Source organism: [Erwinia] mediterraneensis, assembly GCF_900604315.1.
GTDB lineage: Bacteria > Pseudomonadota > Gammaproteobacteria > Enterobacterales > Enterobacteriaceae > Pantoea > Pantoea mediterraneensis_A.
This window is the reverse complement of record NZ_LR026978.1, coordinates 2,743,288-2,766,572: the sequence shown is the minus strand read 5'-3', so window position 1 is coordinate 2,766,572 and position 23,285 is coordinate 2,743,288. Positions and strand designations below refer to the sequence as shown.

At 58.6% G+C, this 23,285-nt stretch carries 25 protein-coding genes and 1 riboswitch; of the genes, 10 read left to right on the top strand and 15 right to left on the bottom strand.

Going from position 1 to position 23,285, the window contains the following annotated elements; all coding sequences use genetic code 11:
• Window positions 1-63: 63 nt before the first annotated feature.
• On the top strand, window positions 64-855 hold the full coding sequence (locus E0E17_RS13050) for an OBAP family protein (protein WP_130834470.1): 792 nt from the start codon (window positions 64-66) through the stop codon (window positions 853-855).
• Here E0E17_RS13050 and moaE read toward each other — a convergent pair.
• From moaE to moaA, 5 genes are all read right to left on the bottom strand, one after another.
• Window positions 852-1,304, bottom strand: coding sequence for a molybdopterin synthase catalytic subunit MoaE (gene moaE / locus E0E17_RS13045; RefSeq protein ID WP_130834469.1), 453 nt, complete (start codon window positions 1,302-1,304; stop codon window positions 852-854). The genes E0E17_RS13050 and moaE overlap by 4 nt on opposite strands.
• A 1-nt stretch (window position 1,305) precedes the next feature.
• Window positions 1,306-1,551, bottom strand: a complete 246-nt coding sequence (moaD, locus tag E0E17_RS13040) for a molybdopterin synthase sulfur carrier subunit (protein WP_130834468.1) — start codon at window positions 1,549-1,551, stop codon at window positions 1,306-1,308.
• The gene (moaC, locus tag E0E17_RS13035; RefSeq protein ID WP_130834467.1) at window positions 1,544-2,029 is read right to left on the bottom strand and encodes a cyclic pyranopterin monophosphate synthase MoaC; all 486 of its coding nucleotides are present in this window, start codon (window positions 2,027-2,029) and stop codon (window positions 1,544-1,546) included. Before moaC ends, moaD begins: the two co-directional genes overlap by 8 nt.
• Before the next feature lie 2 nt (window positions 2,030-2,031).
• Entirely contained in the window at window positions 2,032-2,547 is a 516-nt protein-coding gene (gene moaB, locus E0E17_RS13030; RefSeq protein ID WP_130834466.1) for a molybdenum cofactor biosynthesis protein B, read from the bottom strand.
• Between the two features lie 17 nt (window positions 2,548-2,564).
• The gene (moaA, locus tag E0E17_RS13025) at window positions 2,565-3,554 is read right to left on the bottom strand and encodes a GTP 3',8-cyclase MoaA (protein ID WP_165446260.1); all 990 of its coding nucleotides are present in this window, start codon (window positions 3,552-3,554) and stop codon (window positions 2,565-2,567) included.
• Window positions 3,541-3,675: riboswitch (molybdenum cofactor riboswitch) on the bottom strand. It overlaps the preceding gene by 14 nt.
• Before the next feature lie 183 nt (window positions 3,676-3,858).
• On the opposite strand from moaA, the gene E0E17_RS13020 reads away from it, so the two are divergent.
• Window positions 3,859-4,761, top strand: a complete 903-nt coding sequence (locus E0E17_RS13020) for a gluconeogenesis factor YvcK family protein (RefSeq protein WP_130834464.1) — start codon at window positions 3,859-3,861, stop codon at window positions 4,759-4,761.
• A gap of 4 nt (window positions 4,762-4,765) precedes the next feature.
• Here E0E17_RS13020 and uvrB read toward each other — a convergent pair whose 3' ends face one another.
• Window positions 4,766-6,787 (bottom strand): excinuclease ABC subunit UvrB, encoded by a 2,022-nt coding sequence (uvrB, locus tag E0E17_RS13015; RefSeq protein WP_130834463.1) that lies wholly within the window; start codon window positions 6,785-6,787, stop codon window positions 4,766-4,768.
• An 895-nt stretch (window positions 6,788-7,682) separates the two neighbouring features.
• On the opposite strand from uvrB, the gene E0E17_RS13010 reads away from it, so the two are divergent.
• Entirely contained in the window at window positions 7,683-8,399 is a 717-nt protein-coding gene (locus tag E0E17_RS13010) for an ATP-binding cassette domain-containing protein (RefSeq protein WP_130834462.1), read from the top strand.
• 8 nt (window positions 8,400-8,407) lie between these two features.
• Here E0E17_RS13010 and bioD read toward each other — a convergent pair whose 3' ends face one another.
• From bioD to bioB, 4 genes are read right to left on the bottom strand one after another with little or no spacing between them, the layout of a single operon-like run.
• Window positions 8,408-9,079: a dethiobiotin synthase gene (gene bioD, locus E0E17_RS13005; RefSeq protein WP_130834461.1), complete on the bottom strand. Its 672-nt coding sequence runs from the start codon at window positions 9,077-9,079 to the stop codon at window positions 8,408-8,410.
• Entirely contained in the window at window positions 9,076-9,828 is a 753-nt protein-coding gene (bioC, locus tag E0E17_RS13000; protein ID WP_130834460.1) for a malonyl-ACP O-methyltransferase BioC, read from the bottom strand. The genes bioD and bioC overlap by 4 nt, the downstream gene beginning before the upstream one ends.
• Window positions 9,812-10,966, bottom strand: a complete 1,155-nt coding sequence (gene bioF / locus E0E17_RS12995; protein ID WP_130834459.1) for an 8-amino-7-oxononanoate synthase — start codon at window positions 10,964-10,966, stop codon at window positions 9,812-9,814. The genes bioC and bioF overlap by 17 nt, the downstream gene beginning before the upstream one ends.
• Window positions 10,966-11,997, bottom strand: coding sequence for a biotin synthase BioB (gene bioB, locus E0E17_RS12990; protein WP_130834458.1), 1,032 nt, complete (start codon window positions 11,995-11,997; stop codon window positions 10,966-10,968). The genes bioF and bioB overlap by 1 nt, the downstream gene beginning before the upstream one ends.
• 86 nt (window positions 11,998-12,083) lie before the next feature.
• Between bioB and bioA the strand changes: the two genes are divergently transcribed.
• From bioA to E0E17_RS12970, 4 genes are all read left to right on the top strand, one after another.
• Complete coding sequence (gene bioA / locus E0E17_RS12985; RefSeq protein ID WP_130834457.1) at window positions 12,084-13,376, top strand: adenosylmethionine--8-amino-7-oxononanoate transaminase; 1,293 nt, start codon at window positions 12,084-12,086, stop codon at window positions 13,374-13,376.
• 70 nt (window positions 13,377-13,446) lie between these two features.
• Window positions 13,447-14,499, top strand: coding sequence for an NADPH-dependent curcumin/dihydrocurcumin reductase (gene curA, locus E0E17_RS12980; RefSeq protein WP_130834456.1), 1,053 nt, complete (start codon window positions 13,447-13,449; stop codon window positions 14,497-14,499).
• Window positions 14,499-15,179: a type 1 glutamine amidotransferase domain-containing protein gene (locus tag E0E17_RS12975; RefSeq protein WP_130834455.1), complete on the top strand. Its 681-nt coding sequence runs from the start codon at window positions 14,499-14,501 to the stop codon at window positions 15,177-15,179. Before curA ends, E0E17_RS12975 begins: the two co-directional genes overlap by 1 nt.
• Window positions 15,180-15,193: 14 nt before the next feature.
• Entirely contained in the window at window positions 15,194-15,670 is a 477-nt protein-coding gene (locus tag E0E17_RS12970) for a kinase inhibitor (protein WP_130834454.1), read from the top strand.
• 63 nt (window positions 15,671-15,733) lie between these two features.
• On the opposite strand, the gene pgl is transcribed toward E0E17_RS12970, so the two are convergent.
• Window positions 15,734-16,732, bottom strand: a complete 999-nt coding sequence (pgl, locus tag E0E17_RS12965; protein ID WP_130834453.1) for a 6-phosphogluconolactonase — start codon at window positions 16,730-16,732, stop codon at window positions 15,734-15,736.
• Between the two features lie 156 nt (window positions 16,733-16,888).
• Between pgl and E0E17_RS12960 the strand changes: the two genes are divergently transcribed.
• The gene (locus E0E17_RS12960) at window positions 16,889-17,707 is read left to right on the top strand and encodes a pyridoxal phosphatase (protein ID WP_130834452.1); all 819 of its coding nucleotides are present in this window, start codon (window positions 16,889-16,891) and stop codon (window positions 17,705-17,707) included.
• Here the strand turns inward: E0E17_RS12960 and modC are convergent, their stop codons facing one another.
• From modC to E0E17_RS12940, 4 genes are all read right to left on the bottom strand, one after another.
• On the bottom strand, window positions 17,708-18,766 hold the full coding sequence (gene modC, locus E0E17_RS12955; RefSeq protein ID WP_130834451.1) for a molybdenum ABC transporter ATP-binding protein ModC: 1,059 nt from the start codon (window positions 18,764-18,766) through the stop codon (window positions 17,708-17,710).
• The gene (modB, locus tag E0E17_RS12950; protein ID WP_130834450.1) at window positions 18,760-19,455 is read right to left on the bottom strand and encodes a molybdate ABC transporter permease subunit; all 696 of its coding nucleotides are present in this window, start codon (window positions 19,453-19,455) and stop codon (window positions 18,760-18,762) included. The genes modC and modB overlap by 7 nt, the downstream gene beginning before the upstream one ends.
• Entirely contained in the window at window positions 19,452-20,225 is a 774-nt protein-coding gene (modA, locus tag E0E17_RS12945) for a molybdate ABC transporter substrate-binding protein (protein ID WP_130834449.1), read from the bottom strand. The genes modB and modA overlap by 4 nt, the downstream gene beginning before the upstream one ends.
• Window positions 20,226-20,456: 231 nt before the next feature.
• A complete protein-coding gene (locus tag E0E17_RS12940) occupies window positions 20,457-20,612 on the bottom strand; it encodes an AcrZ family multidrug efflux pump-associated protein (RefSeq protein WP_130834448.1) in 156 nt (51 codons plus the stop codon).
• Window positions 20,613-20,760: 148 nt separating this feature from the next.
• Between E0E17_RS12940 and modE the strand changes: the two genes are divergently transcribed.
• A complete protein-coding gene (modE, locus tag E0E17_RS12935; RefSeq protein ID WP_130834447.1) occupies window positions 20,761-21,543 on the top strand; it encodes a molybdenum-dependent transcriptional regulator in 783 nt (260 codons plus the stop codon).
• Window positions 21,544-21,616: 73 nt separating this feature from the next.
• Window positions 21,617-23,089, top strand: coding sequence for a molybdate ABC transporter ATP-binding protein ModF (modF, locus tag E0E17_RS12930; protein ID WP_130834446.1), 1,473 nt, complete (start codon window positions 21,617-21,619; stop codon window positions 23,087-23,089).
• Window positions 23,090-23,285 lie beyond the last annotated feature (196 nt).

Genomic DNA, 23,285 nt, shown 5'->3' with positions numbered 1-23,285 from the left:
GGCGAAAAACCGGAGCTTCTGGCGGCATCCACTATACTCAAATTTTTACTGGTGGAGAGAAGCATGGTGAAGTTCTGGTCAGGCCTCGCGCTGTCGCTGCTGGTAAGCGGCTGCGGCGCCAATAATACACCGGCGCAGGTCAATACCCCGGGCGCGCCTGCCTCGGGCAAGTTAGAGATGCTGGATGCGGGCGCAGCGCTGATGCAGTCGCGCCCACCCATTGAGGCGATCAATGCTTATCTGGATGGCTTCCATTTCTATAATGGCGATCGCAACGGGCAAATGGAAGCGCACCATTATGTGACCGTACTGAATGAGGATGTGATGCAGGCGGTGATCTACGATGGCAACACGCGCGATGCCCGGCTGATGGGTGTGGAGTACATGATCAGCGAGCGCCTGTTCAAAACGCTGCCGCCGGAAGAGAAAAAGCTGTGGCACAGCCACCAGTACGAAGTGAAATCGGGTTCCCTGATCGCCCCCGGCCTGCCCCAGACCGCAGAGAAGGCGCTGATGACCAAAGTGGCTAACACTTACGGCAAAACCTGGCACACCTGGCATACCGATCGCGATAAAACCTTACCGGTAGGGATTCCGGCATTAATGATGGGCTTTACCGCAGATGGTCAGCTGGATAATCGTCTGCTGGCCGATCGCGACAAGCGTTTCGACGTCGACAGCAAAGCAATTCGGCAGCAGCGGGCCGATATTGTTACCCGGCCCACGGTGCCCGGCGCTAACGCCTGGCAGCAGGGTGAGGTGATTCAGCTGCAGCGCGTCAAAGGGAGCGGCGAACACGCCCAGGGTGAAACTCATTTCGCCCCGGCGGAGCAGCTGAAGCACACCACGCCTTAATCCCAGCGGCTGGCCGCCTGATGGTCGCTGTCGCGCGCGTCAACCCAGCGATCGCCTCCGGCGGTCGCTTCCCGCTTCCAGAAGGGCGCGCGCGTTTTCAGGTAATCCATCATAAATTCGGCAGCGGCAAAGGCAGCGCCGCGATGGGCGCCACTGACGCCGACCAGCACAATCTCATCGCCGGGAAACAGTTCGCCTACACGATGGATCACCGTGACGCGCTGCAGCGGCCAGCGCTGCCGCGCCTGTGTCACGATCTCCTGTAACGCCTTCTCGGTCATGCCGGGATAGTGTTCCAGTGTCAGGGCGGCCACGCTGTCGCCCAGATTGTGGTTGCGCACCTTACCGGTGAAGGTGACCACGGCACCATCGTCATCACAGGCGGCGAGCCACTGATACTCCTCCGCCATGCTGAAAGGGGCGCTGCCGACACGAATACGGGTATCCATCTCAGCCTCCGGTCACCGGTGGGAAAAAGGCGACTTCATCGCCCGCCTGCAACGGATGCGTCATCGGCACCAGCGTCTGATTAACCGCCGCCAGCAGCTTGCCGGACTCCAGCGCCAGCGCCCAGCGATCGCCACGCTGCGTCAGCGCGGCGCGCAGTGCCGCCACATCGGAAAAAGAGGCTTCCACCTCCAGCGAGGCGGTGCCGGTCAACTCACGCACCTGGGCGAAAAAAAGCACTTTAATCATTGTCTGCCACCTGAAAATCGCCTGATTTACCGCCGCTTTTGCTCAGCAGACGCAGCTGATCAATCACGATATCCTTCTGCACCGCTTTGCACATATCGTAAATGGTGAGCGCGGCCACGGAAGCCGCGGTCAACGCCTCCATCTCCACGCCGGTTTTGCCGGTCAGACGGCACAGCGTATCGATACGCACCCGGTTATGTTCCGGCTCTGCCATCAGGTTCACTTCTACCTTACTCAGCATCAGCGGATGGCAGAGCGGGATCAGTTCCCAGGTGCGCTTGGCCGCCTGAATACCGGCGATGCGCGCGGTAGCAAAGACATCCCCTTTGTGATGGCTGCCCTGCATAATCATCTGCAGGGTTTCGGCGTTCATCAGGACAAAAGCCCCGGCACGCGCTTCGCGCACCGTTTCCGCCTTGGCGGAGACATCCACCATGTGCGCTTCGCCGGCGGCGTTAATATGGGTTAGTTGCGACATACTCAAACTTTCTTCAGGTGAGAAATAAAATTACAGGGGCGCGTACGGGCGTCGATCTGATCGCTGATGATGCGCTCCCAGGCGCAGCGACAGGCGCTGCCCGAGCCGGGCACTGCGAAAATCAGTGTTTCATTGGCCAGACCAGCGACGGCACGGGATTGCAGGGTGGCGCTGCCGATATCCTCATACGAGAGCATACGGAACAGCTCGCCAAAGCCCTCAATTTCCCGGTCGAACAGCGGCAGCAGCGCTTCCGGGGTGCTGTTTTTGCTGTGAAAACCGGTACCGCCGTTAACAATCACCACCTGAACATCTCTGCTGGCAATCCAGCTGGAGACCGTGGCGCGAATGCGGTAGCGGTTATCCGCCACGATAGCGTGGTCAATCACGCTGTGTCCGGCGGCGATCACCGCCTCGCGCAGGTAGTCGCCGGAGGTGTCATTGCTCGCGTCACGGCTGTCAGAGACGGTTAAGATGGCGACCTGAACGGGAAGAAGTTCGCCAGAAGGTTTACTCATTGCCTTAGCTCCTGTGATTATCCGCCGATAAACGAAAGATTTTGCGTAATGCCGGTATTGCCCTGATGCAGAAAATGGGTCTGCTTTTTCTGTCCCAGGCTATGGGCAATGCGCGCCTGCAGTTCCGCCTGCTGATCGTCAGAGGCAAGCAGATCACGCAGGGGAACGCCGCCATCGCCAAACAGGCAGAGATGCAGATTACCGATGGCTGAGACGCGCAGACGGTTACAGCTGGCGCAGAAATCTTTTTCATAGGGCATAATCAGGCCGATCTCGCCCTGATAGTCGGGATGGCGAAACACCTGCGCCGGGCCATCGCTGCGGCCGCGCACCTGACGCTGCCAGCCCTGCATAATCAGCTGATCGCGAATGACTTCGCCGGAAATATGCTGCTGGCGGAACAGCGCTCCGCCATCGCCGGTTTCCATCAGCTCAATAAAACGCAGCTGAATCGGACGATGACGGATCCAGTCCAGAAAGGTAGCGAGACTGTGGCTGTTGAGGTCGCGCATCAGCACGCTGTTGACTTTGACTTTTTCAAAGCCAGCGTCAAATGCGGCGTCGATGCCCGCCATCACCTGATGGAACTTATCCTGTCCGGTAATGGCGTGAAACTGGCGGGCATCGAGACTGTCGACGCTGACGTTAACCGAGGTCAGACCAGCAGCGCGCCACGCTTTGATGTCGCGCGCCAGGCGATAGCCATTGGTGGTGACCGCGATCTGGCGGATGCTGGCGTTTTCACGCACGGCAGCGATGATGTCAGTGAAATCGCGGCGTAACGACGGCTCGCCGCCGGTTAAACGCACTTTTTCCGTACCGGCAGCGGCAAAAGCACGGGTTACGCGCCGGATTTCATCAAGCGAAAGGAAACTTTTATTGCGTACGCCCTGGGGTTTATAGCCATCAGGCAAACAGTAGGTACAGCGGAAATTACAGACATCCGTGACCGACAGGCGCAGGTAATAAAACCGGCGCGAGAAAGCATCAGTAAATTGTGACACCAGAACACCTTTCCAGATTCGGGAGATGCAGTCATTTCTTCCTGCACCCTGGCAGCTCGACGGCTACGGCCTGAACCCCCTATCGTTTGACTTAGGCATTCAGGCTTGAGTGTAAGTTGTTCTCCAGGAACAACGCGGTAGCGATTATGGTAGCGCGAAATTTCTTAGCGCGCCAACCACAGATTTCGCTGTATAGATTGATACATAACGAATTATCGCCGCATCATCACTACAGAATAGGCTAAAATGCGCTGCAAATTTTGGCCTCAGTTGCTACTGTCTGGCGAAACGGATAATAAGGAGCCCTATGAATCGTACTCTGGCAGATCTTGATCGGGTGGTCGCGCTGGGCGGCGGCCACGGATTAGGACGCGTACTCTCTGCCCTCTCGTCGCTCGGCTCGCGTTTAACCGGCATTGTCACCACCACCGACAACGGTGGGTCGACCGGACGTATCCGCCGCTCGGAAGGCGGCATCGCCTGGGGCGATATGCGCAACTGCCTGAACCAGCTGATCACCGAACCCAGCGTCGCCTCGGCAATGTTCGAATATCGCTTCGCCGGTAATGGCGAGCTGGCTGGCCATAATCTCGGCAACCTGATGCTGAAAGCGCTGGATCATCTCAGCGTCCGTCCGCTGGAGGCGATCAACCTGATCCGTAATCTGCTGAAAGTCGATGCTTTTTTGATCCCGATGTCGGAACAGCCGGTGGACCTGGTGGCGCAGGATGCAGAGGGCAACATGGTGTATGGCGAAACCGCTATCGATGAGATGCCGCAGCCGCCCGAGGCGTTAATGCTGCATCCCAACGTGACGCCAACGCGCGAAGCGCTGGAAGCGGTGGCCGACGCGGATTTAATCCTGATCGGCCCCGGCAGCTTTTATACCAGCCTGATGCCGATTTTGCTGATGGATGAGATGGCGCAGGCGCTGCGTCGTACCCCGGCCACCATGGTGTTTATTGGTAATCTCGGGCGTGAACTCAGCCCGGCCGCCAGCCTGAAAGTGGCAGACAAGCTGGCGATTATGGAAAAAGCGATTGGCAAGCGGGTGATTGACGCCGTGGTGGTCAGCCCCTGCGCCGATATCAGCGGCGTGGAAGATCGGCTGCTGGTGCGCGAGCCGCTGGAAGCCGCCGATATCCGTTACCGTCACGACCGCCAGCTGCTGCATGCGGCGCTGGAGCACGCCATCCAGGCGATGAAATAGCGCCTCAGGAGGTGGCAATAAAGAGTTCGCGCAGCTCGTGCAGCTGATCGCGCACGCGCGCCGCCTCTTCGAACTCCAGATTCTGGGCGTGCTGCTGCATCTGTCCCTCCAGCTCGTGAATTTTCTTCTGCAGCGCCTGCGGCGTAAGCGCCAGATAACTCGCTTCCGCCTCGGCCGCGGTGCGCGTGGTGGTTTTGCCGCGACCTTTGGTTTTGGCGAGACCCTGACCCAGTTCCAGAATATCGGTGATTTTCTTATTCAGGCCCTGCGGCACAATGCCATGCTCTTTATTGTACTGCTGTTGTTTCTCACGGCGACGCTCGGTCTCCTCAATGGCGCGCGCCATTGACGGCGTAATTTTGTCACCATAGAGAATCGCTTTACCGTTGACGTTACGTGCCGCGCGCCCGATGGTCTGGATCAGCGAGCGTTCGGAACGCAGGAAACCTTCTTTATCGGCATCCAGAATCGCCACCAGCGACACTTCCGGCATATCCAGCCCCTCACGCAGCAGGTTGATGCCTACCAGCACATCAAACTCGCCAAGGCGGAGATCGCGAATAATCTCCATACGTTCAACCGTATCGATATCAGAGTGCAGATAGCGTACGCGTTCGCCATGCTCTTCCAGATACTCGGTAAGATCTTCCGCCATCCGTTTCGTCAGGGTGGTAACCAGCACGCGTTCGTTCACCGCCACGCGCTTGCGGATTTCTGACAGCAGATCGTCCACCTGGGTGCTGACCGGACGTACTTCCAGCAGCGGATCCAGCAGGCCGGTAGGACGCACCACCTGATCGATCACATCCCCCCCCGATTTCTCCAGCTCATATTTGCCTGGCGTCGCCGAGACGTAAATGGTCTGCGGGGCCAGCGCTTCAAACTCTTCAAAGCGCATCGGACGGTTATCCAGCGCCGATGGCAGGCGGAAACCATATTCCACCAGCGTCTCTTTACGTGCCCGGTCCCCTTTGTACATGCCGCCGATTTGCGGGATGGTGACGTGTGATTCATCCACCACCAGCAAGCCATCGGCGGGCAGGTAGTCAAACAGAGTCGGTGGCGCTTCGCCCGGTCCGCGCCCGGAGAGATAACGGGAGTAGTTTTCGATACCGGAGCAGTAGCCCAGCTCGTTCATCATCTCCAGATCGAACTGGGTACGCTGCGTGATGCGCTGCTCTTCCAGCAGCTTGTTGTTTTCCAGCAGCACCTTACGCCGATCCGCCAGCTCCAGCTTGATCTCTTCCATTGCCTGCAAAATACGTTCGCGCGGCGTGACGTAGTGGGTTTTGGGATAGATGGTGTAGCGCGGCACCACCTGGGTTACCTGCCCGGTGAGCGGATCAAACAGCGACAGGCGCTCCACTTCTTCATCAAACAGCTCAACGCGCAGCGCAATTTCATCTGATTCCGCCGGGAAGATATCGATCACTTCGCCACGTACGCGGAAGGTGCCGCGCTGGAAAGCCTGATCGTTACGGGTGTACTGCAACTCCGCCAGCCGGCGTAAGATGCTGCGCTGATCGATAATCATGCCGCGCGTCAGATGCAGCATCATTTTCAGGTAGAGGTCGGGATCGCCCAGACCGTAGATCGCCGAGACGGAAGCCACCACAATCACGTCGCGTCGCTCCAGCAGCGCTTTCGTCGCCGAAAGACGCATCTGCTCGATATGCTCATTCACCGAGGCATCTTTTTCGATAAAGGTATCGGAGCTGGGAACATAAGCTTCCGGCTGATAGTAGTCGTAGTAGGAGACAAAATATTCGACGGCGTTATCCGGAAAGAACTCCTTCATCTCGCCGTAAAGCTGCGCCGCCAGCGTCTTGTTCGGGGCCAGCACCATGGTAGGGCGGTTAAGGTCAGCAATGACATTGGCAATGGTAAAGGTTTTACCCGATCCCGTTACCCCTAACAGCGTCTGGTGGGCCAGACCATCTTCCAGTCCCTCTTTCAGACGACGGATCGCCTCTGGCTGGTCGCCAGAAGGCTGGAAAGCGGAATTGAGTTTAAAAACTTTGCTCATGAGTGGGGTTCCTGCTGAAGAATTCGCCGCGCGGCTTGCTAATTCTACTCCGCTCCACCATTTTTGCCAGCAAAAAATACTGGATATCCTTACAGCCTTTTGTCATGATGCCTCATTGACAGGCAGACTGGCTTAATAATTTCGCCTGCACCAAAACGCCCATATTTGTTGCGCAAGGTTATCCCCAGCCGGAGCGCGGATCTAACATTTGTCAATAGAATGACACAAAATTACAGGTAGATGAAAAGCAGGAAAAGACTCAGGCTTGATTTTCATTAAGCTGTTGATAATAAAGGTCAAGAGTAAAAAGGCCAGTTTAACAGCATAATGTATCCAGGCCGCGTATTTCCTCGCTTGCGCCACGTTTTCATTGTCTCATACACAAGGTTATCCACAGGAATAGTGGATAACTGAAGCGAGGCCCGCCGCCATCAGCTGTGTATAATTTTCAGGCGCATTATTCAGACCCAGAAAAATAATTTTTTTGCGCCTGTTTTTCCTGCAAAGCATAACGATTTCACTCTGCTTTTTCCTTTTCCGCGCCTCGATGGGCACATTGATCAACATGCGTCCGCTGAAGGATCCCGCTGCTGCGCCCTGCCCGGGGATCGATTGCACCAGATATGTTAAGCGATCGGCACTATTAAGGTGCAGACCTTTTATATCCTGCCGTAATTGTTAAGCATCATTCAACTTTCCGGCGATTTTAGCCCCTCTGCGCTGACCTTTTTCCTGGGTACCGGCATCTGGCCCGGGAATTGCAAGGTTATTGCTGACCGGGAAACCGGCCGCAGAATAACGGGCTGGTGCAGTGGCGATCGCCCCGGAGCTTACTGTTTGCCAGACGACGCAGAGCGGAAGCATTCAGGCTAATTATCTGAAAGGAGAGTATCAGATGCTGAGTTTACGTTCGGTCAATCAGTTTTACGGTCACAATCATATTCTCTGGGATGTGGATCTGGATCTGCCGCCTGGCACCTGTACCGGCGTGCTGGGTCGCCCTGGTATGGGGAAAACCACGCTGGTAAACTGCATTATGGGGCATCTGCCGGTTAACAGCGGATCCATGACCTGGCAGGCTGAGGGATCGCCGCCGGAAGATCTGCTGATCCGCCCGCCTGAACAGCGCGCCCGCATGGGTATTGGCTATGTTCCCCAGGGGCGTCTGACATTCTCCCATATGAGCGTGGAAGATAATCTGCTGATCGCCTTGCTGGCGGGTCAGGAAGATCGCCACCGTGCCATTCCTGAAATGGTGTTCGATCTCTTTCCCGCGCTCTATTCGTTACGCCATCAGCGCAGCGGCGAATTGCCGCTGGATCAACAGCAGCAGCTGGCGCTGGCGCGCGCGCTGGTGTTACAGCCGAAGCTGCTGATTCTGGATGAACCCACCGAGGGTATGTCCCCCTGGCTGGAAGAAGAGATGGGAAATTTGTTGCGTCGTCTGAACCGCGATTACGGCCTGACCATTCTGCTGCTGGAGCAGCGCGTCTCCTTTATCCGCCGCGTGGCCGACTATTTCCTGCTGCTGCACCGTGGCCGTAACGTGGCGCAGGGGAGAGTGGCGCAGCTGGATGATGTCACCGTCAACAAATGGCTGACGGTGACCTGAGCGGCAGCTTATTCCGGTAGCCGGAGATAGTGACCGCAGCGGGCCTGTTCAGCCTCCTCCGTCAGCCAGGGAATAATCCCCAGACAGGGTGCCGCCAGACGCTGCTTCAGCGTCGCCAGATATTCTGACTGGCGTTTGCCGGGCGGCTGCACCGTATTGGCGATCCAGCCCACCAGCGGCAGCCCCGCCGCGCGCACCGCATCAGCGGTGAGCAGCGCATGGTTAATACAGCCCAGTTTTACCCCAACCACCAGAATCACCGGCAGTTGCTCTGCTCTGACCCAGTCGGCAAAAGTCAGACTCTCTGACAACGGCGTGTACCAGCCGCCAGCGCCCTCCACCAGGATCCACTCCGCCTGGCGCTCCAGCTGCCGTAATCCCTGTGACAGCGCCGCTGCGCTGACCGGCCTTCCTTCTTCGGCGCTGACGATATGAGGCGATGTCGGCTCCAGAAAAGCGAAGGGATTGACCTGTTCATAAGGCAGCGTCACGCTGCTGTAACGCTGCAGCGCCAGCGCATCGCTGTTACGCAGCCCCTCAGCGGTGACTTCGCAGCCGGAAGCCACTGGCTTATAACCTGCCGTACGATAACCCGCCGCACCTGCCGCCTGCAGCAGCGCGCCACTGGCGACCGTTTTCCCTACTTCAGTGTCCGTTCCGGTGACAAACCAGCGTTTCATGTAGTAATCACTCCATACATCAGTTGATAACTTAAGCGACAGCCCTGTGCATCGCGCGCCCAGTGCTGCTCCAGCTGCGCCAGGCGCTGGCGGGTGAGAATGGTGTTGTCGCGCCCCTGATGCAGATGGGTGGCGCCAATTCCCTTCAGAGAGCGCATGGCGCTCAGCGCATCGGCAAAATGCAGCGTGACGGTTTGCTGCTGCAGCCTGACGTCAAGATCGCCGCAGGCGGCGCGAATCTGCTCTGCGCTGAGAAAACGGTTAGCGTGGGGATGCGCATCCAGATAGCGCCAGGCGTCGTGCAACTCCTGCAGCGATCCGGCAGTAAGCGTCGAGAAGAGTACCGTGCCGCCCGGTCGGGTTACGCGCGCAAACTGCTGCAGCGCAATGCGCAGATTGCTGCTCCACTGCACCGCCAGATTGCTCCAGACCAGATCCATGCTGGCGCTGGCGACGGGCAACGCATCGATATCGCCCAGCAGATAGCGATCGGCGCTCTGCTGCTGGCGCGCCTGCTGCAGCATGGCAGCGGAGAGATCCAGCGCCGTCACCTGATGACCGCGCTGCCGCCAGAGATGGCTGAACCAGCCGGTGCCGCAACCTGCGTCCAGCAGTTGCGGGCCTGGCTGCGGCGGAGCCAGCGCCAGCAAGGCGGCCCCGCTGTGCCGCTGCAGATCAGCATGCTGGTTGTAATGGCTGGCGGCGCGGCCAAAAGCCTGCGCCACCGCCTGTTTATTCACTGGCGGCATCGCTGAGCGCCTCCAGTAAACGATCGATATCCTGCTCTTCGTGACGGGCGGTCAGGGTGATACGCAGCCGTGCCGTGCCGGGGGGCACGGTGGGGGGACGGATAGCCGTCAGCCAGAAGCCCGCCGTGCGTAAGCGCTGCGCCAGCGCCAGCGCGCGTCCGTTATCGCCCACCAGCAGCGGCTGAATGGCGCTGGCTGAGGGCAACAGCGACCAGGGCAGCGCTGCCGCCCCCTGGCGGAAACGCTGAATCAGCTGCTGCAGTTTTTGGCGCTGCGCATCCGCCTGCTGAATCTCACGCAGCGCCGCCTGCAGAGCGCAGGCCTGCGCCGGCGGCATGGCGGTGCTGTAGATCAGGTGACGGGCGAACTGAACAAGATAATCAGCCGTCTCCTCGTCACACAGCACGGCGGCCCCGCTGACGCCAAAAGCCTTGCCAAAGGTGACCACCAGCAGCTCCGGTTTTACCTGTTGTTGCCAGCAACTGCCGCGTCCCTGTTCGCCGATCACACCGATACCGTGAGCATCATCCACCAGCAGCCAGCCGTCTGCCGCGCGTGTCTGCTGCGCCAGCGCGGCCAGCGGCGCGCTGTCGCCATCCATGCTGAAAATACCTTCGGTAACCACCAGCGTATTGCCTGCACAGGGCGTTGCGAGACGCGCGGCCAGACTCGCTGGCTGATTGTGGGTGAAACGGCGCAGGGTGGCGGGCACATGGCTGGCCGCATCCAGCAGCGAGGCGTGTGACAGTTTATCCGCCAGAATGCGGTCCCCTTTCCCGGCCAGCAGATGGATTAACGCCTGATTGGCGGCAAAGCCGGAGATAAACAGCAGCGCGCGCGAGTAGCCGAGCCAGTCAGCCAGTTGTTGCTCCAGCTCAGCATGATAACGGCTGTGACCGCTGACATGTCCCGAGGCACCCGCCCCGGCCCCGCTCTGCGCCGCCCCCTGCTGCCAGGCACGGATCAGCGCCGGATGCTGACTGAGGCCAAGATAGTCGTTGCCGGAAAAGTGCAGATAACGCTCTCCCGCCACCTGCAGCCAGCGACCATCATTCTGTTCAATCACCGGACGCTGCCGCCAGGCATCCGCCGCGCGCCGCGTCTGTAACGCCGCCTGGATCTGTTGCTGCCAGCCCATCAGCGCGCCGCGTTGTAAAAATGTTCGTTGTCCGCCTGCAGTAGCTGCGCGCTGAGTTGCTGCTGCTGTTCGTTATCCCCGGCGTGGGTATGGCTGTGTTGTGGATTGAGCCCCAGCTTGCGGAACAGCAGCAGATCCTTGTCCTCTTCCGGGTTCGGCGTGGTAAGCAGCTTGCAGCCGTAGAAGATCGAGTTCGCGCCCGCCATAAAACACATTGCCTGAGTCTGCTCGCTCATCTGCTCGCGTCCGGCGGAGAGGCGCACGTGGGAGGTGGGCATCATGATGCGCGCCACCGCGATGGTGCGGATAAAGTCGAACGGATCTACATCCTCATTCTCCGCCAGCGGCGTGCCCTTGACCTTCACCAGCATATTGATCGGCACGCTTTCCGGCGGTGTCGGCAGGTTAGCCAGCTGCACCAGCAGACCGGCGCGATCGTTGACCGTCTCTCCCAGCCCGACAATACCGCCGGAACAGACTTTGATGCCGACATCACGCACTTTTTCCAGGGTATCCAGCCGCTCCTGGTAGCTGCGCGTGGTGATGATATTGCCGTAAAATTCTGGCGAGGTGTCAAGGTTATGGTTATAGAAATCGAGCCCGGCGGCGGCCAGACGCTGCGCCTGAGTGTCGCTCAGGGTGCCGAGCGTCATACAGGTTTCCATACCCATCGCCTTCACGCCCTGCACCATCTGCTCAAGATAAGGCATATCGCGGTCGTTGGGGTTTTTCCATGCGGCGCCCATACAGAAACGGCTGGAGCCAGCCGCTTTCGCCTTGCGTGCCGATGCCAGCACCGCATCCACTTCCATCAGCCGCTCTGCCTCCAGCCCGGTTTTATAGCGGGCGCTCTGCGGACAATATTTGCAGTCCTCCGGGCAGGCACCCGTTTTGATCGATAACAGGGTGCTGACCTGCACCTGACGCGGATCAAAATGTTGCCGGTGCACCTGCTGCGCCTCAAACATCAGTTCCAGAAAGGGTTTATCAAACAGCGCCTGCGCGGCCGCCACTGTCCAGCGTTGTGCCATTGCTTACTCCAGAAAAGGGTGTCATCCCGGGGGTTATCGTGGTTATACTTGTAAACTAAATCTTTTAATTTCGGTTTACAAGACTGATGTTCACTCAGGATGATCGCGCATTTGACCGCCAGCATATCTGGCACCCTTACACCTCGCTGCATGAGCCCCTGCCCTGCTATCCGGTGGTGGCGGCGGAAAAATGCCAGCTGGAACTGGCCGATGGCCGTCGTCTGGTGGACGGCATGTCCTCCTGGTGGGCCGCTATCCACGGCTATAACCATCCGCGCCTGAACCAGGCGCTGCAGCAGCAGATGGCGCAGATGTCGCATGTGATGTTCGGCGGCATTACCCACCCTGCCGCCGTGCAACTCTGTCGCCAGCTGGTGTCGATGACGCCTGAGGCGCTGGAGTGCGTTTTCCTCGCCGATTCAGGATCGGTAGCGGTAGAAGTGTCGATGAAAATGGCGATGCAGTACTGGCTGGGACGCGGTGAAAGACGCCAGCAGTTTCTTACACTCCAGCGCGGTTATCACGGCGATACCTTTGCCGCGATGTCAGTGTGCGATCCCGATAACTCAATGCACAGTTTGTGGCGCGGTTTCCTGCCGCCGCATCATTTTGCCGCTGCGCCGCAGTGCGCTTTCGACGATGCCTGGGATGAGCGTGATATCGACGATTTTGCCCGCCTGATCGCGCAACATCATACGCAGATCGCGGCGGTGATTCTGGAGCCAATTGTGCAGGGTGCCGGGGGGATGCGCTTTTATCATCCGCGCTACCTGCAGCGGGTGCGCGAATATTGCGATCGCTATGGCCTGCTGCTGATCGCCGATGAGATCGCCACCGGCTTTGGCCGCAGCGGCAAGCTGTTCGCCTGTGAGCACGCGCAGATCGTGCCCGATATTCTCTGTCTCGGCAAAGCGCTGACCGGCGGCACCATGACGCTCTCCGCCACCCTGACCACGCGCGAGGTTGCAGACACCATTGGCCGCAGCGAGGCGGGCTGCTTTATGCATGGCCCCACCTTTATGGGCAACCCGCTGGCCTGCGCGGTGGCGAGCGCGAGCCTGGCGCTGGTGCAGGAAGGCGCCTGGCAACGCCAGGTGGCAGGCATTGAACAGCAACTGCGAGACCAGCTGCTGGCGCTGCGTAGCCATCCGCAGGTGGCGGACGTGCGCGTGCTCGGCGCAATCGGTGTGGTGGAAAGCCGGACACCAGTCAATATGGCGGCCATCCAGCGTTTCTTCGTGGATCAGGGCGTCTGGATCCGCCCCTTTGGCCGCCTGATCTACCTGATGCCGCCCTATATCATCACCGCTGACGAACTGGCGCAGCTGACCACAGCTATCGGCCGGGCGCTGGATAATCCGGCGTTATTTAACGCTTAGTGTTCCCTCTTCGGCAACTCACGGTGTGATGCACTACGCTTGTATCACACCTCATCAACAGGAGCCGACAATGACACAAAACAAAGAGACGAACCGTCGACTGGTACTGGCGTCCCGCCCCACTGGCGCGCCCACAGACGCTAATTTCCGCATGGAGCAGAGCGAGGTTCCCTCTCCCGGCGAGGGGGAAGTGTTACTGCGTACCGTCTGGCTCTCCCTTGATCCCTATATGCGCGGCCGGATGAGCGATGCGCCTTCCTATGTGCCGCCTTACGAGCTCGATGAGGTATTAGGTGCCGGTACGGTGGCCGTGGTGGAACAGTCACGCCATCCCGATTATGCCGAAGGAGACTGGGTCGTCAGCCAGAGCGGCTGGCAGGATTATGCTCTGTCGAATGGCGAGGGTCTGATTAAACTGAGCGGCCCGGTGCTGAAACACCCCTCCTGGGCGCTGGGTCTGCTGGGCATGCCCGGTTTTACTGCTTTTATGGGGCTGCTGGATATTGGCAACCCGCAGCCGGGGGAAACCGTGGTGGTAGCGGCAGCAACCGGTGCGGTGGGCTCAGTGGTGGGCCAGATCGCCAGACTGAAGGGCTGCCGCGTGGTGGGCATCGCCGGCGGACCAGAGAAATGTCGCTATGCCCGCGAAACGCTGGGCTTCGATCATTGCGTCGATCACCGGCAGGACGATCTGGCGGAACAGTTAAAACAGCAGTGTCCGCAAGGCATTGATGTCTATTTTGAAAACGTGGGCGGCAAGGTGTTTAACGCCGTGCTGCCGCTGATGAACACCAAAGGGCGCATCCCGGTCTGCGGTCTGATCGCGGACTATAACGGCACGCGGCCACCGGAAGGGGTTGATCATTTACCGCTGTTACAGAGCGCTGTCTTACGTAAACGCCTGCGCATGCAGGGTTTCATTATCAATCAGGATTACGGCGATCGCTTCGATGAGTTTTTCAGCCAGATGAGCCAGTGGGTGGCCGACGATCGCATTGTATTCCGTGAACATATTGTCGACGGCCTGGAAAACGCCCCGGAAACTTTTACCGGTATGCTGGAAGGTAAAAATTTCGGCAAGGTGATTATCCGCGTCGCACAGGATGAACCGGAGGCAAACTGATGAAAATTCTAATGGTTTTAACCTCGCACGATACGCTGGGCGACACCGGCAAAAAAACCGGTTTCTGGCTGGAGGAGTTCATCGCCCCCTGGTATGTGTTTAAAGATGCAGGCATCAGCGTGGTGCTCGCCTCACCGGCGGGCGGCAAACCGCCGCTGGATCCGAAAAGCAACGAACCGGATGCGCAAAGCCATGATGCTGAACGTTTCCATCAGGATGCCTGCGCGCAACAGGCGCTGGCCAATACTCAGCGGCTGGAGAGCATCGACAGCAGCCAGTTTGACGCCGTGTTTTATCCGGGCGGTCATGGCCCGCTATGGGATCTGGCTGAAAATAAGCACAGCATTGCACTGATTGAAAACCTGTTCGCCAACGGCAAACCGGTGGCTGCCGTATGCCACGCACCGGGCGTCCTGCGCCATGCGAAGAAACCGGACGGCACCCCGCTGGTGGCCGGGAAACGGGTCACCGGCTTTACCAACAGTGAAGAGAAAGCCGTCGGGCTACTGGAAGTGGTGCCTTTTTTGGTTGAAGATGAGCTGCGCAGACTGGGCGGTAACTTTGAGCGCACCGGGGACTGGGGAGCTTACGCCGTTACCGATGGGCATCTGATCACCGGACAGAACCCCGCCTCCTCAACTGTCACCGCTCAGGAGCTGTTGAAACTGCTTCACCAATAATGACAGGAGGTTTGATGAGAGTTTACAGCCAGGATTTCAACGACGGCGATAAGATGCCGGAGCGCCATGTTTTTAACGGCATGGGCTACCAGGGCGATAACCTGTCCCCGCATCTTGCCTGGGACGAGGTGCCGGAAGGGACGAAAAGTTTTGTGGTCACCTGCTACGATCCCGATGCCCCTACCGGCTCCGGCTGGTGGCACTGGGTGGTAGCTAATATTCCGGCGCAGGTGACGGTACTGCCGCAGGGTGCCGGTTCCGGCGTTGCCGAGCTGCCCGCCGACGCCATTCAGACCCGGACCGATTTCGGCCAGAATGGCTACGGCGGCGCAGCGCCGCCGCAGGGTGAGAGCCACCGCTATATCTTTTCCGTACACGCACTGGATGTGGAAAAGCTGGATGTCGATGAGAACGCCAGCGGCGCTATGGTTGGTTTTAACGTCCATTTCCATGCGCTGGCCAGCGCGTCCATTACGGTGAAATACGCCTGACCCTTCCTTCGCGTATCGGTCTCCCCCTTCCTTACTGAGTGAGAAGGGGGAAAACCTCCCCGCTTATTGCAGCGCGTGGATCACTACCCACATCGGTCCCTGACCTACCGCATAGCGCGCCAGCGGCGTCAGCAATCCCTGCGCCTGATCGATTTTATACACCTCAATATGATGCGATTTTTGGCCGGCCGCCACCAGGTAGTGGCCGGTGTTATCGATATTGAAGCCGCGCGGCTGGGTTTCGGTCGGCTGATGTCCTTCAATCGTCAGCTGTGCGCCATCTTCGCTGACGCTGAAAATGGTGATGGTGCTGCTGGTGCGATCGCAGGCGTAAAGATGGCGGCCATCCGGCGTCAGATGAATATCCGCCGCCCAGCGCGTGCCGTTAAAGTCTGACGGCATCATGTCAAGGCTCTGCACGCATGCCACCTCGCCCTGCGCATTACGCAGCTGCCAGACGTTGACCGTACTGTCCAGCTCGTTGACGCAATAGGCGTATTCTCCGTTGGGATGAAAATCCATATGACGCGGGCCCGCCCCTTCCACGGTCGTCACCTGCGCCTGCTGACGCGGCGTCAGGGTACCTTCGTCCGTGAGTTCGAACAGGCAGATCCGATCCTGCTTCAGCGCCGGTACAAATAACGTCTGACTGGCGCGGTCAATATTGGCGGAATGGCAGCCCGCCATATCGCCGAGCACCTGCGTGGGTGCCTGTGGCAGACCATCTTCGCCGATGGGACTAATGCTGACGCAGCCATCATTATAGGAGCCGCTGAACAGATAACGACCGCGGCGATCGGTAGAAATATGGGTTGGACTACCCGGCAGTGGCGCCTCTCCCGCTTCGCTCAGCGTACCGTCGCTGCCGATGCGGAACGCCAGAATGCGAAAGTTCGGACGCACGCCGGCATAGAGAAAATCCCCCGCCGGACTCACCACCAGCGGCTGTACCTGGCCGGCAACATCGGTTACCTGCAACAATGTCAGTGCGCCATCTTCATGCATCTGCCAGGCGTGGATCTGCTGACTTTCCGGACTGGCGGTGTAGACAACTTGCTTCATACCTTCTCCTTGTTCGCTGCCTGTCTATCGTGTGAGGCACAACTTTAGCGCGTTTTAATGTCCGGCGCTGGATTGATTTATGTCCTGCTTTTTGTCTCAGGGCCGTGGTTGGGTGTAGACTTGGCGTTTTGTTAACCTCTTCGACTGGAATGATTAATGAGCTATCGTGTTATCGCCCTCGACCTGGACGGCACACTGCTGACGCCCGGTAAAACCATTTTACCCGAATCGCTCGCCGCACTGGCACGCGCGCAGCAGGCTGGCGTTAAGGTGATCATCGTGACAGGTCGTCATCACTGCGCCATTCACCCTTTTTATCAGGCGCTGCAGCTTGATACGCCAGCTATCTGCTGCAACGGTAGCTATCTGTATGATTACCATAATAAAAAGGTGTTGTCTGCCGATCCGCTGGGACAAGATCAGGCGCTGCGCGTGATTGAGATGCTGGACGAGCAGGCGATTCACGGTCTGCTGTATGTGGACGATGCCATGCTGTATCAGACGCCGACCGGTCATGTGATGCGGACGCTGAACTGGGCTCAATCCTTACCCGAGCACCAGCGCCCCGCCTTTATTCAGGTGCCGGATCTGGCGCAGGCGGCGCGGGATGCGGGTGCGATCTGGAAATTCGCCCTCTCCCATCCCGACACGCGCGCGCTGCAGCAGTTTGCCAGCAGCGTAGAACAGGAGCTGGGGCTGGCCTGTGAGTGGTCATGGCATGACCAGGTGGATATTGCTCAGCGCGGCAACAGCAAAGGCAGGCGCCTGGCGCAGTGGGTCGCCAGCCAGGGCCTCGCTATGGATAACGTGCTGGCGTTTGGTGATAACTATAACGATCTCAGCATGCTGGAGAGCGTAGGGCTGGGCGTGGCGATGGGTAATGCCGACGATGCCATCAAAGCGCGTGCGAAACGCGTGATCGGCACTAATCTGGAGCCAGGCATCGCCGAGACCATCTATAAAGAAGTGCTCTGATCAGGCCGTCACCGAGACACTTTTAATCTGGGCATAAAGCCATAGGCCAGGCCGAATGCCCAGTTCATCCCGCGCCCAGGGCGAAATGCGCGCCCACAGTTCACTGTTGCCAATGCGCAGCTTCACTTCAATCTGATCATTCACCTCAATCAGCTCCACCACCTGCGCCGGTAAGATGTTGCGGATCGAACTGTTCTGCGGCTGTTGCAGCGCCAGCGACACATCGGCGGACTGGATACGAATACGCAGCGGCGTTTTGACCGGCTGGCTAACCCGGTTCACCCAGATATGCTGGTCGCCGAGCAACAGCGCGGACATCGGATAGTCGGGATGATGCTCCAGCACCTGCACGCGCAGCACGCTGCTCAACTCGCTGCGTGGCAGCCAGGGGCGCATCGCGCTGCTGCTCCACACTTGCTCCAGCGGCCCGCACGCTTTCACCTGGCCGTTATCCAGCACCAGCACATTATCCGCCAGCTGCAGGATCTCCTCCAGACTGTGAGAAACGTAAAGCACAGGAATATCCACCTGCTGCGCCAGCTTTTGCAGATAGGGCATCAGCTCGCGCTTGCGCGGCAGATCCAGCGACGCCAGCGGCTCATCCATCAGCAGAATATCCGGCGCGCTCAGCAGGGCGCGGCCAATAGCGACGCGCTGTTTTTCCCCGCCGGAGAGAGAAACAGGAAAGCGATCCAGCAGCGGCGCAATGCCCAGCAGCTGCACCAGTGCGTTAAACTGCGGCTTCATAGCCGCGGCCATGCCATATTTCAGATTGCCGCGCACCCGGTAGTGAGGAAACAGGCGCGCATCCTGGAAGACGTAGCCCACGCGCCGCTTTTCCGGCGGCAGAAAAACACCGCTTTCCGCATCGCTCAGCAGACGATCGTTAAGCTGAATACGTCCGCGCTGAGGACGGGTTAAGCCGCCAATGGCGTTAATCAGCGAGGTTTTGCCTGCTCCGGAAAGCCCGAAGATGGCAGTAATGCCTTTGGCGGGCAGCGTGGCGTTAATCTCCAGCTGGTGATCGCCCAGCCGCTGCGAGAAAGCGAGCTTCAGCATGCTGCCCCCAGTCGCTTACGTCCCCAGCGCGTCAGCCATTCCGAGATCAGCAACGAGCAGAGCGCCAGCGCAATTGCCACTACGCACAGGCGCGCGGCGGCAGCTTCCGCCCCCGGCGTTTCAATTAAGCTGTACATCGCCAGCGGGATGGTGCGCGTTTCGCCCGGAATATTGGAGACAAAAGTGATGGTGGCACCAAACTCGCCCAGCGAGCGGGCAAATGCCAGCACCGTACCGACAATAATGCCCGGCAGCGTTAAGGGCAGCGTGATGGTGAAAAACACTCGCCAGCGACCGGCGCCCAGCGTGCGCGCCGCCTGCTCCAGTCGGGTATCTACCGCCTCCAGCGCCAGACGAATCGCCCGCACCATCAACGGAAACGCCACCACCGCCGAGGCGATCGCCGCGCCGCGCCAGCTGAAGGCGACGCTGATGCCAAACAGATCATACAGCCATTCACCAATAAAGCCGCGCCGTCCCAGCGCGATCAGCAGCAGATATCCCACCACCACCGGCGGCAGCACCAGCGGCAAGTGGATCAGGCTGTCGAGCAGGGCTTTGCCCGGAAAACGACAACGTACCAGAACCCAGGCCATCAGGATGCCGAGTGGCAGACTAAAGAGTACGGCGATAGCCGATATTTTCAGGCTAAGCAGCACCGCCTGCCATTCGAGATCGCTGAGCATCATGTTCGAGGTGTAAATCCGTAACGTTTAAAAATGGCTGCCGCTTGCGGCCCTTGCAGATAGTGATAAAAGGCCGAGACGGCAGGGGTATTGTGATCTTTCACGATCGCCATCGGGTATTCTACCGGCTTATGGCTGGATGCGGGAAACACGCCGACCACGGCCACTTTGTTACTGGCAACCGCATCTGAACCATACACAATGCCGTACGGAGTTTCATTGCGTTCGACCAGCGCCAGCGCGGCGCGCACATTATTGGCACGGGCCAGCGCCGGTGACAAGCTCTCCCAGGCACCCAGTTTTTGTAACGCCTCTTTTGCGTAGAGACCTGCGGGCACATGATCCGGATCGCCTGTCGCCAGCCGCTCGCCATGCAGCAGCGTTTTCCACGGCGTGCTGGCGTTAATCGCGACCGGCTGCGGCTGCGCGGCCTGCGGTGCGATCAGCACCAGATCGTTGCCCAGCAAGGTGACGCGACTCCCCACCTCCACCGCCTGTTCTTTTATCACATAATCCATCCACTGCTGATCGGCAGAGATAAACAGCGCGGCAGGCGCGCCCTGCTCTATCTGACGTGCCAGCACCGAGGAGGAGGCGAAAGAGGTGACGATCTCCACCTCTTTGCCCTGCTGATAATCACGGGCAATATCCTGCAGTGCATTGGTGAGTGACGCTGCGGCAAAAACGGTAATTTTCTCCGCCGCCAGGGCATGACCAGCAAAAGTGAGCGTCAGCAGCGCAGCAACGCGCCAGCCGCGTAAAGTAACAGACATCGTCTTCTCCGGGTTTCGTTATATACTTCATGATACAACGATAATTCTGACACTGTCATGCCCTTTATCGGCGCGAAACAGACAAGGTTGAGAGGATCTTTACAGCGACCTGCGCTATCAGCGATGCATGAAAAGAGTGCGGGCCGGGTCAGCAGGAACTGTCACCGGAGAGCGGATGATTGTTCAGGAGAGAACCACGCCCGCCAGACGGCAGGCGTGGTGAAGATAAAATCAGCGCGATGAATTCGCGGGGCGATCGTCACGACGACCAAATTTGGAGATGACGTTAAAGACTTCACCCAGACCGTAGATAAGTCCAAGCATAATCGCCATTACTACTGGCACCATGATCACCGCCAGGGCCAGGCTTTTAAGCAGTTCCAGCATGGGAGCCTCACTCTCGATAAAAAAGTGATTGTAACGGCTGAGGAAAAAAGTGCACTCGCCTTTTTGTGCTTTTACATTTCCTGCCCGACGGCGTGACGTGGCGGCTGGCAGAACTTACACTCTGCGAAACCCTTTTTCCGGAGCTGATATGCAGGCCGAAATCTCCCTTAATATCCGATTGCAGCAGAAGCTGTTTGCCGATCCGCGCCGCATCGCCTTGCTGGCACGCATTCAGGAAACCGGCTCGATCAGCCAGGGCGCAAAGCTGGCGGGCATCAGCTACAAAAGCGCCTGGGACGCCATTAATGAGATGAACCAGCTGGCGGAGCAGACGCTGGTGGAACGCGCTACCGGCGGTAAAGGCGGCGGCGGCGCCCGGCTGACGCGCTATGCAGAGCGTTTAATCCAGCTTTTTCATCTGATGGAACAAATCCAGCAAAAAGCCTTTGATGTGCTGCAACAGGATAATCTGCCGCTCGACAGCCTGCTGGCCGCCATTGCCCGCTTCTCGCTGCAGACCAGCGCACGCAACCAGCTGTTTGGCACGGTTATCGCTCGCGATAATCAGCCGGTTACGCAGCATCTGGCGGTGTTGCTGGCGGATGGCGTGACGCGTATCCGGGTGGCGCTCACCCGCCACAGCGCCGAGCGTCTGCAGCTCGACAGCGGTAAAGAGGTACTGGTGCTAATCAAAGCCCCCTGGATTCACATTACCAGCGCCGATGGCGAGTACGATAATCAGCTGTCGGGGCAGATCACCACTATCGAACCGGGCGAGACGCAGAGTGAGGTCTTAATCCGGCTTGAGAGCGGCGAAACGCTCTGCGCCACCCTGAGCAATGCGGAAGTTGAGCGGCAGCAGTTACAGTGCGCTATGCGTGTCACCGCTGGCTTCAATGCAGAACATGCCATCATTGCAACTCTGCTTTGACCTTCTTCACCATTTGACATCGCTATCTTCTGTGGTTAAAACAGCCATTACGATGCATAAAATGGAACAGAAGATGGCTTTATTGCAAATTTCGCAAGGCACGTTTCGTCTTAGTGATACCCGCACCCTGAATCTGCATGACCTGAAGCTGCGCAGCGGTGAGAGCTGGGCCTTTGTCGGGGCGAACGGTAGCGGTAAGTCATCGCTGGCGCGCGCCCTTGCCGGTGAACTGCCCGCCCTCAGCGGCAGCCTGACCTCGGACTTTACCCGTCCCACGCGCCTGTCACTGGAGCAGCTACAAAAGCTGGTCACCCGGGAGTGGGAGCGAAACAATACCGATATGCTCAGCGAGGGCGAAGATGACACCGGCCGCACCGCAGCGGAGATCATTCAGGATGAGGTGAAAGATGCGCAGCGCTGTCAGCAACTGGCCGCCCGGTTTGGCATCGCCCATCTGCTGGATCGTCGCTTTAAATATCTCTCCACCGGCGAAACGCGTAAAACGTTGCTCTGTCAGGCGCTGATGCCTGAGCCCGACCTGCTGATCCTTGATGAGCCTTTTGATGGTCTGGACGTCAGCTCGCGCGCCAGCCTGGCGGAGACGCTGCAGACGCTGCATCGTCACGGGCATACGCTGGTGCTGGTGCTGAACCGCTTCGATGATATCCCCGCGTTTATTGAACAGGTGGGCGTACTGGCGGAGTGCACTCTGACGCATGTCGGGCCGCGTGAGACGATTCTCGGCGAAGCGCTGGTGGCGCAGCTGGCGCACAGCGAACGTTTGCAGGGCATGGCGCTGCCGGAAGCGGATGCACCTGACCAGCTACCTGCGCTGGCGGATGACGCGCCGCGCATCACCCTGCGCAAGGGTGTGGTCTCCTGGAACGATCGTCCCATCATTCACGGTCTGAACTGGGAAGTGAAAGCGGGTGAACACTGGCAGATTGTCGGGCCGAACGGTGCCGGAAAATCTACCCTGCTCAGTCTGGTCACCGGCGATCACCCTCAGGGTTACAGCAACGATTTGACCCTGTTCGGCATCCGGCGCGGCAGTGGCGAAACCATCTGGGATATTAAACAGCATATCGGCTACGTCAGCAGCAGCCTGCACCTTGATTATCGTGTAAGCGTTAATGTGCGTACCGTGGTGCTCTCCGGCTTTTTTGATTCCATTGGTCTCTATCAGGCGGTTTCTGACCGACAGAGCGCGCTGGCTAACCAGTGGCTGGCGCTGCTCGGCATGGATAATACGCTGGCGGATGCGCCTTTCCACAGCCTCTCCTGGGGACAGCAGCGCCTGGTGTTGATTGCCCGCGCACTGGTGAAACATCCAACGCTGCTGATCCTGGATGAACCGCTACAGGGACTCGATCCGATCAACCGCCAGCTGGTACGCCGCTTTGTCGATGTGTTGATCGGCGAAGGACGCACGCAGCTGCTGTTTGTCTCCCATCACGCGGAAGATGCGCCACAGTGCATTACCCACCGTCTGAGCTTTATACCGGACGGCGATCGCTACCTTTATCAGCAGGAAACTGTACGCTGAACCTTCCGGGACGTCGCCTGACGCAACGTCCCATCTCCTCTGTGCAGCCCGAAATGTAAGCGCTACCATTTTTTCCCTGCTGCTATACTTTAATCTGTTGCAAAACCTTACCAATACCATTATTACGCTTGTGTAAACGATTTCATTTATCCAGACTGGATCACGCTTTATTGCCAGTCTGTATGCTATTTTTTAT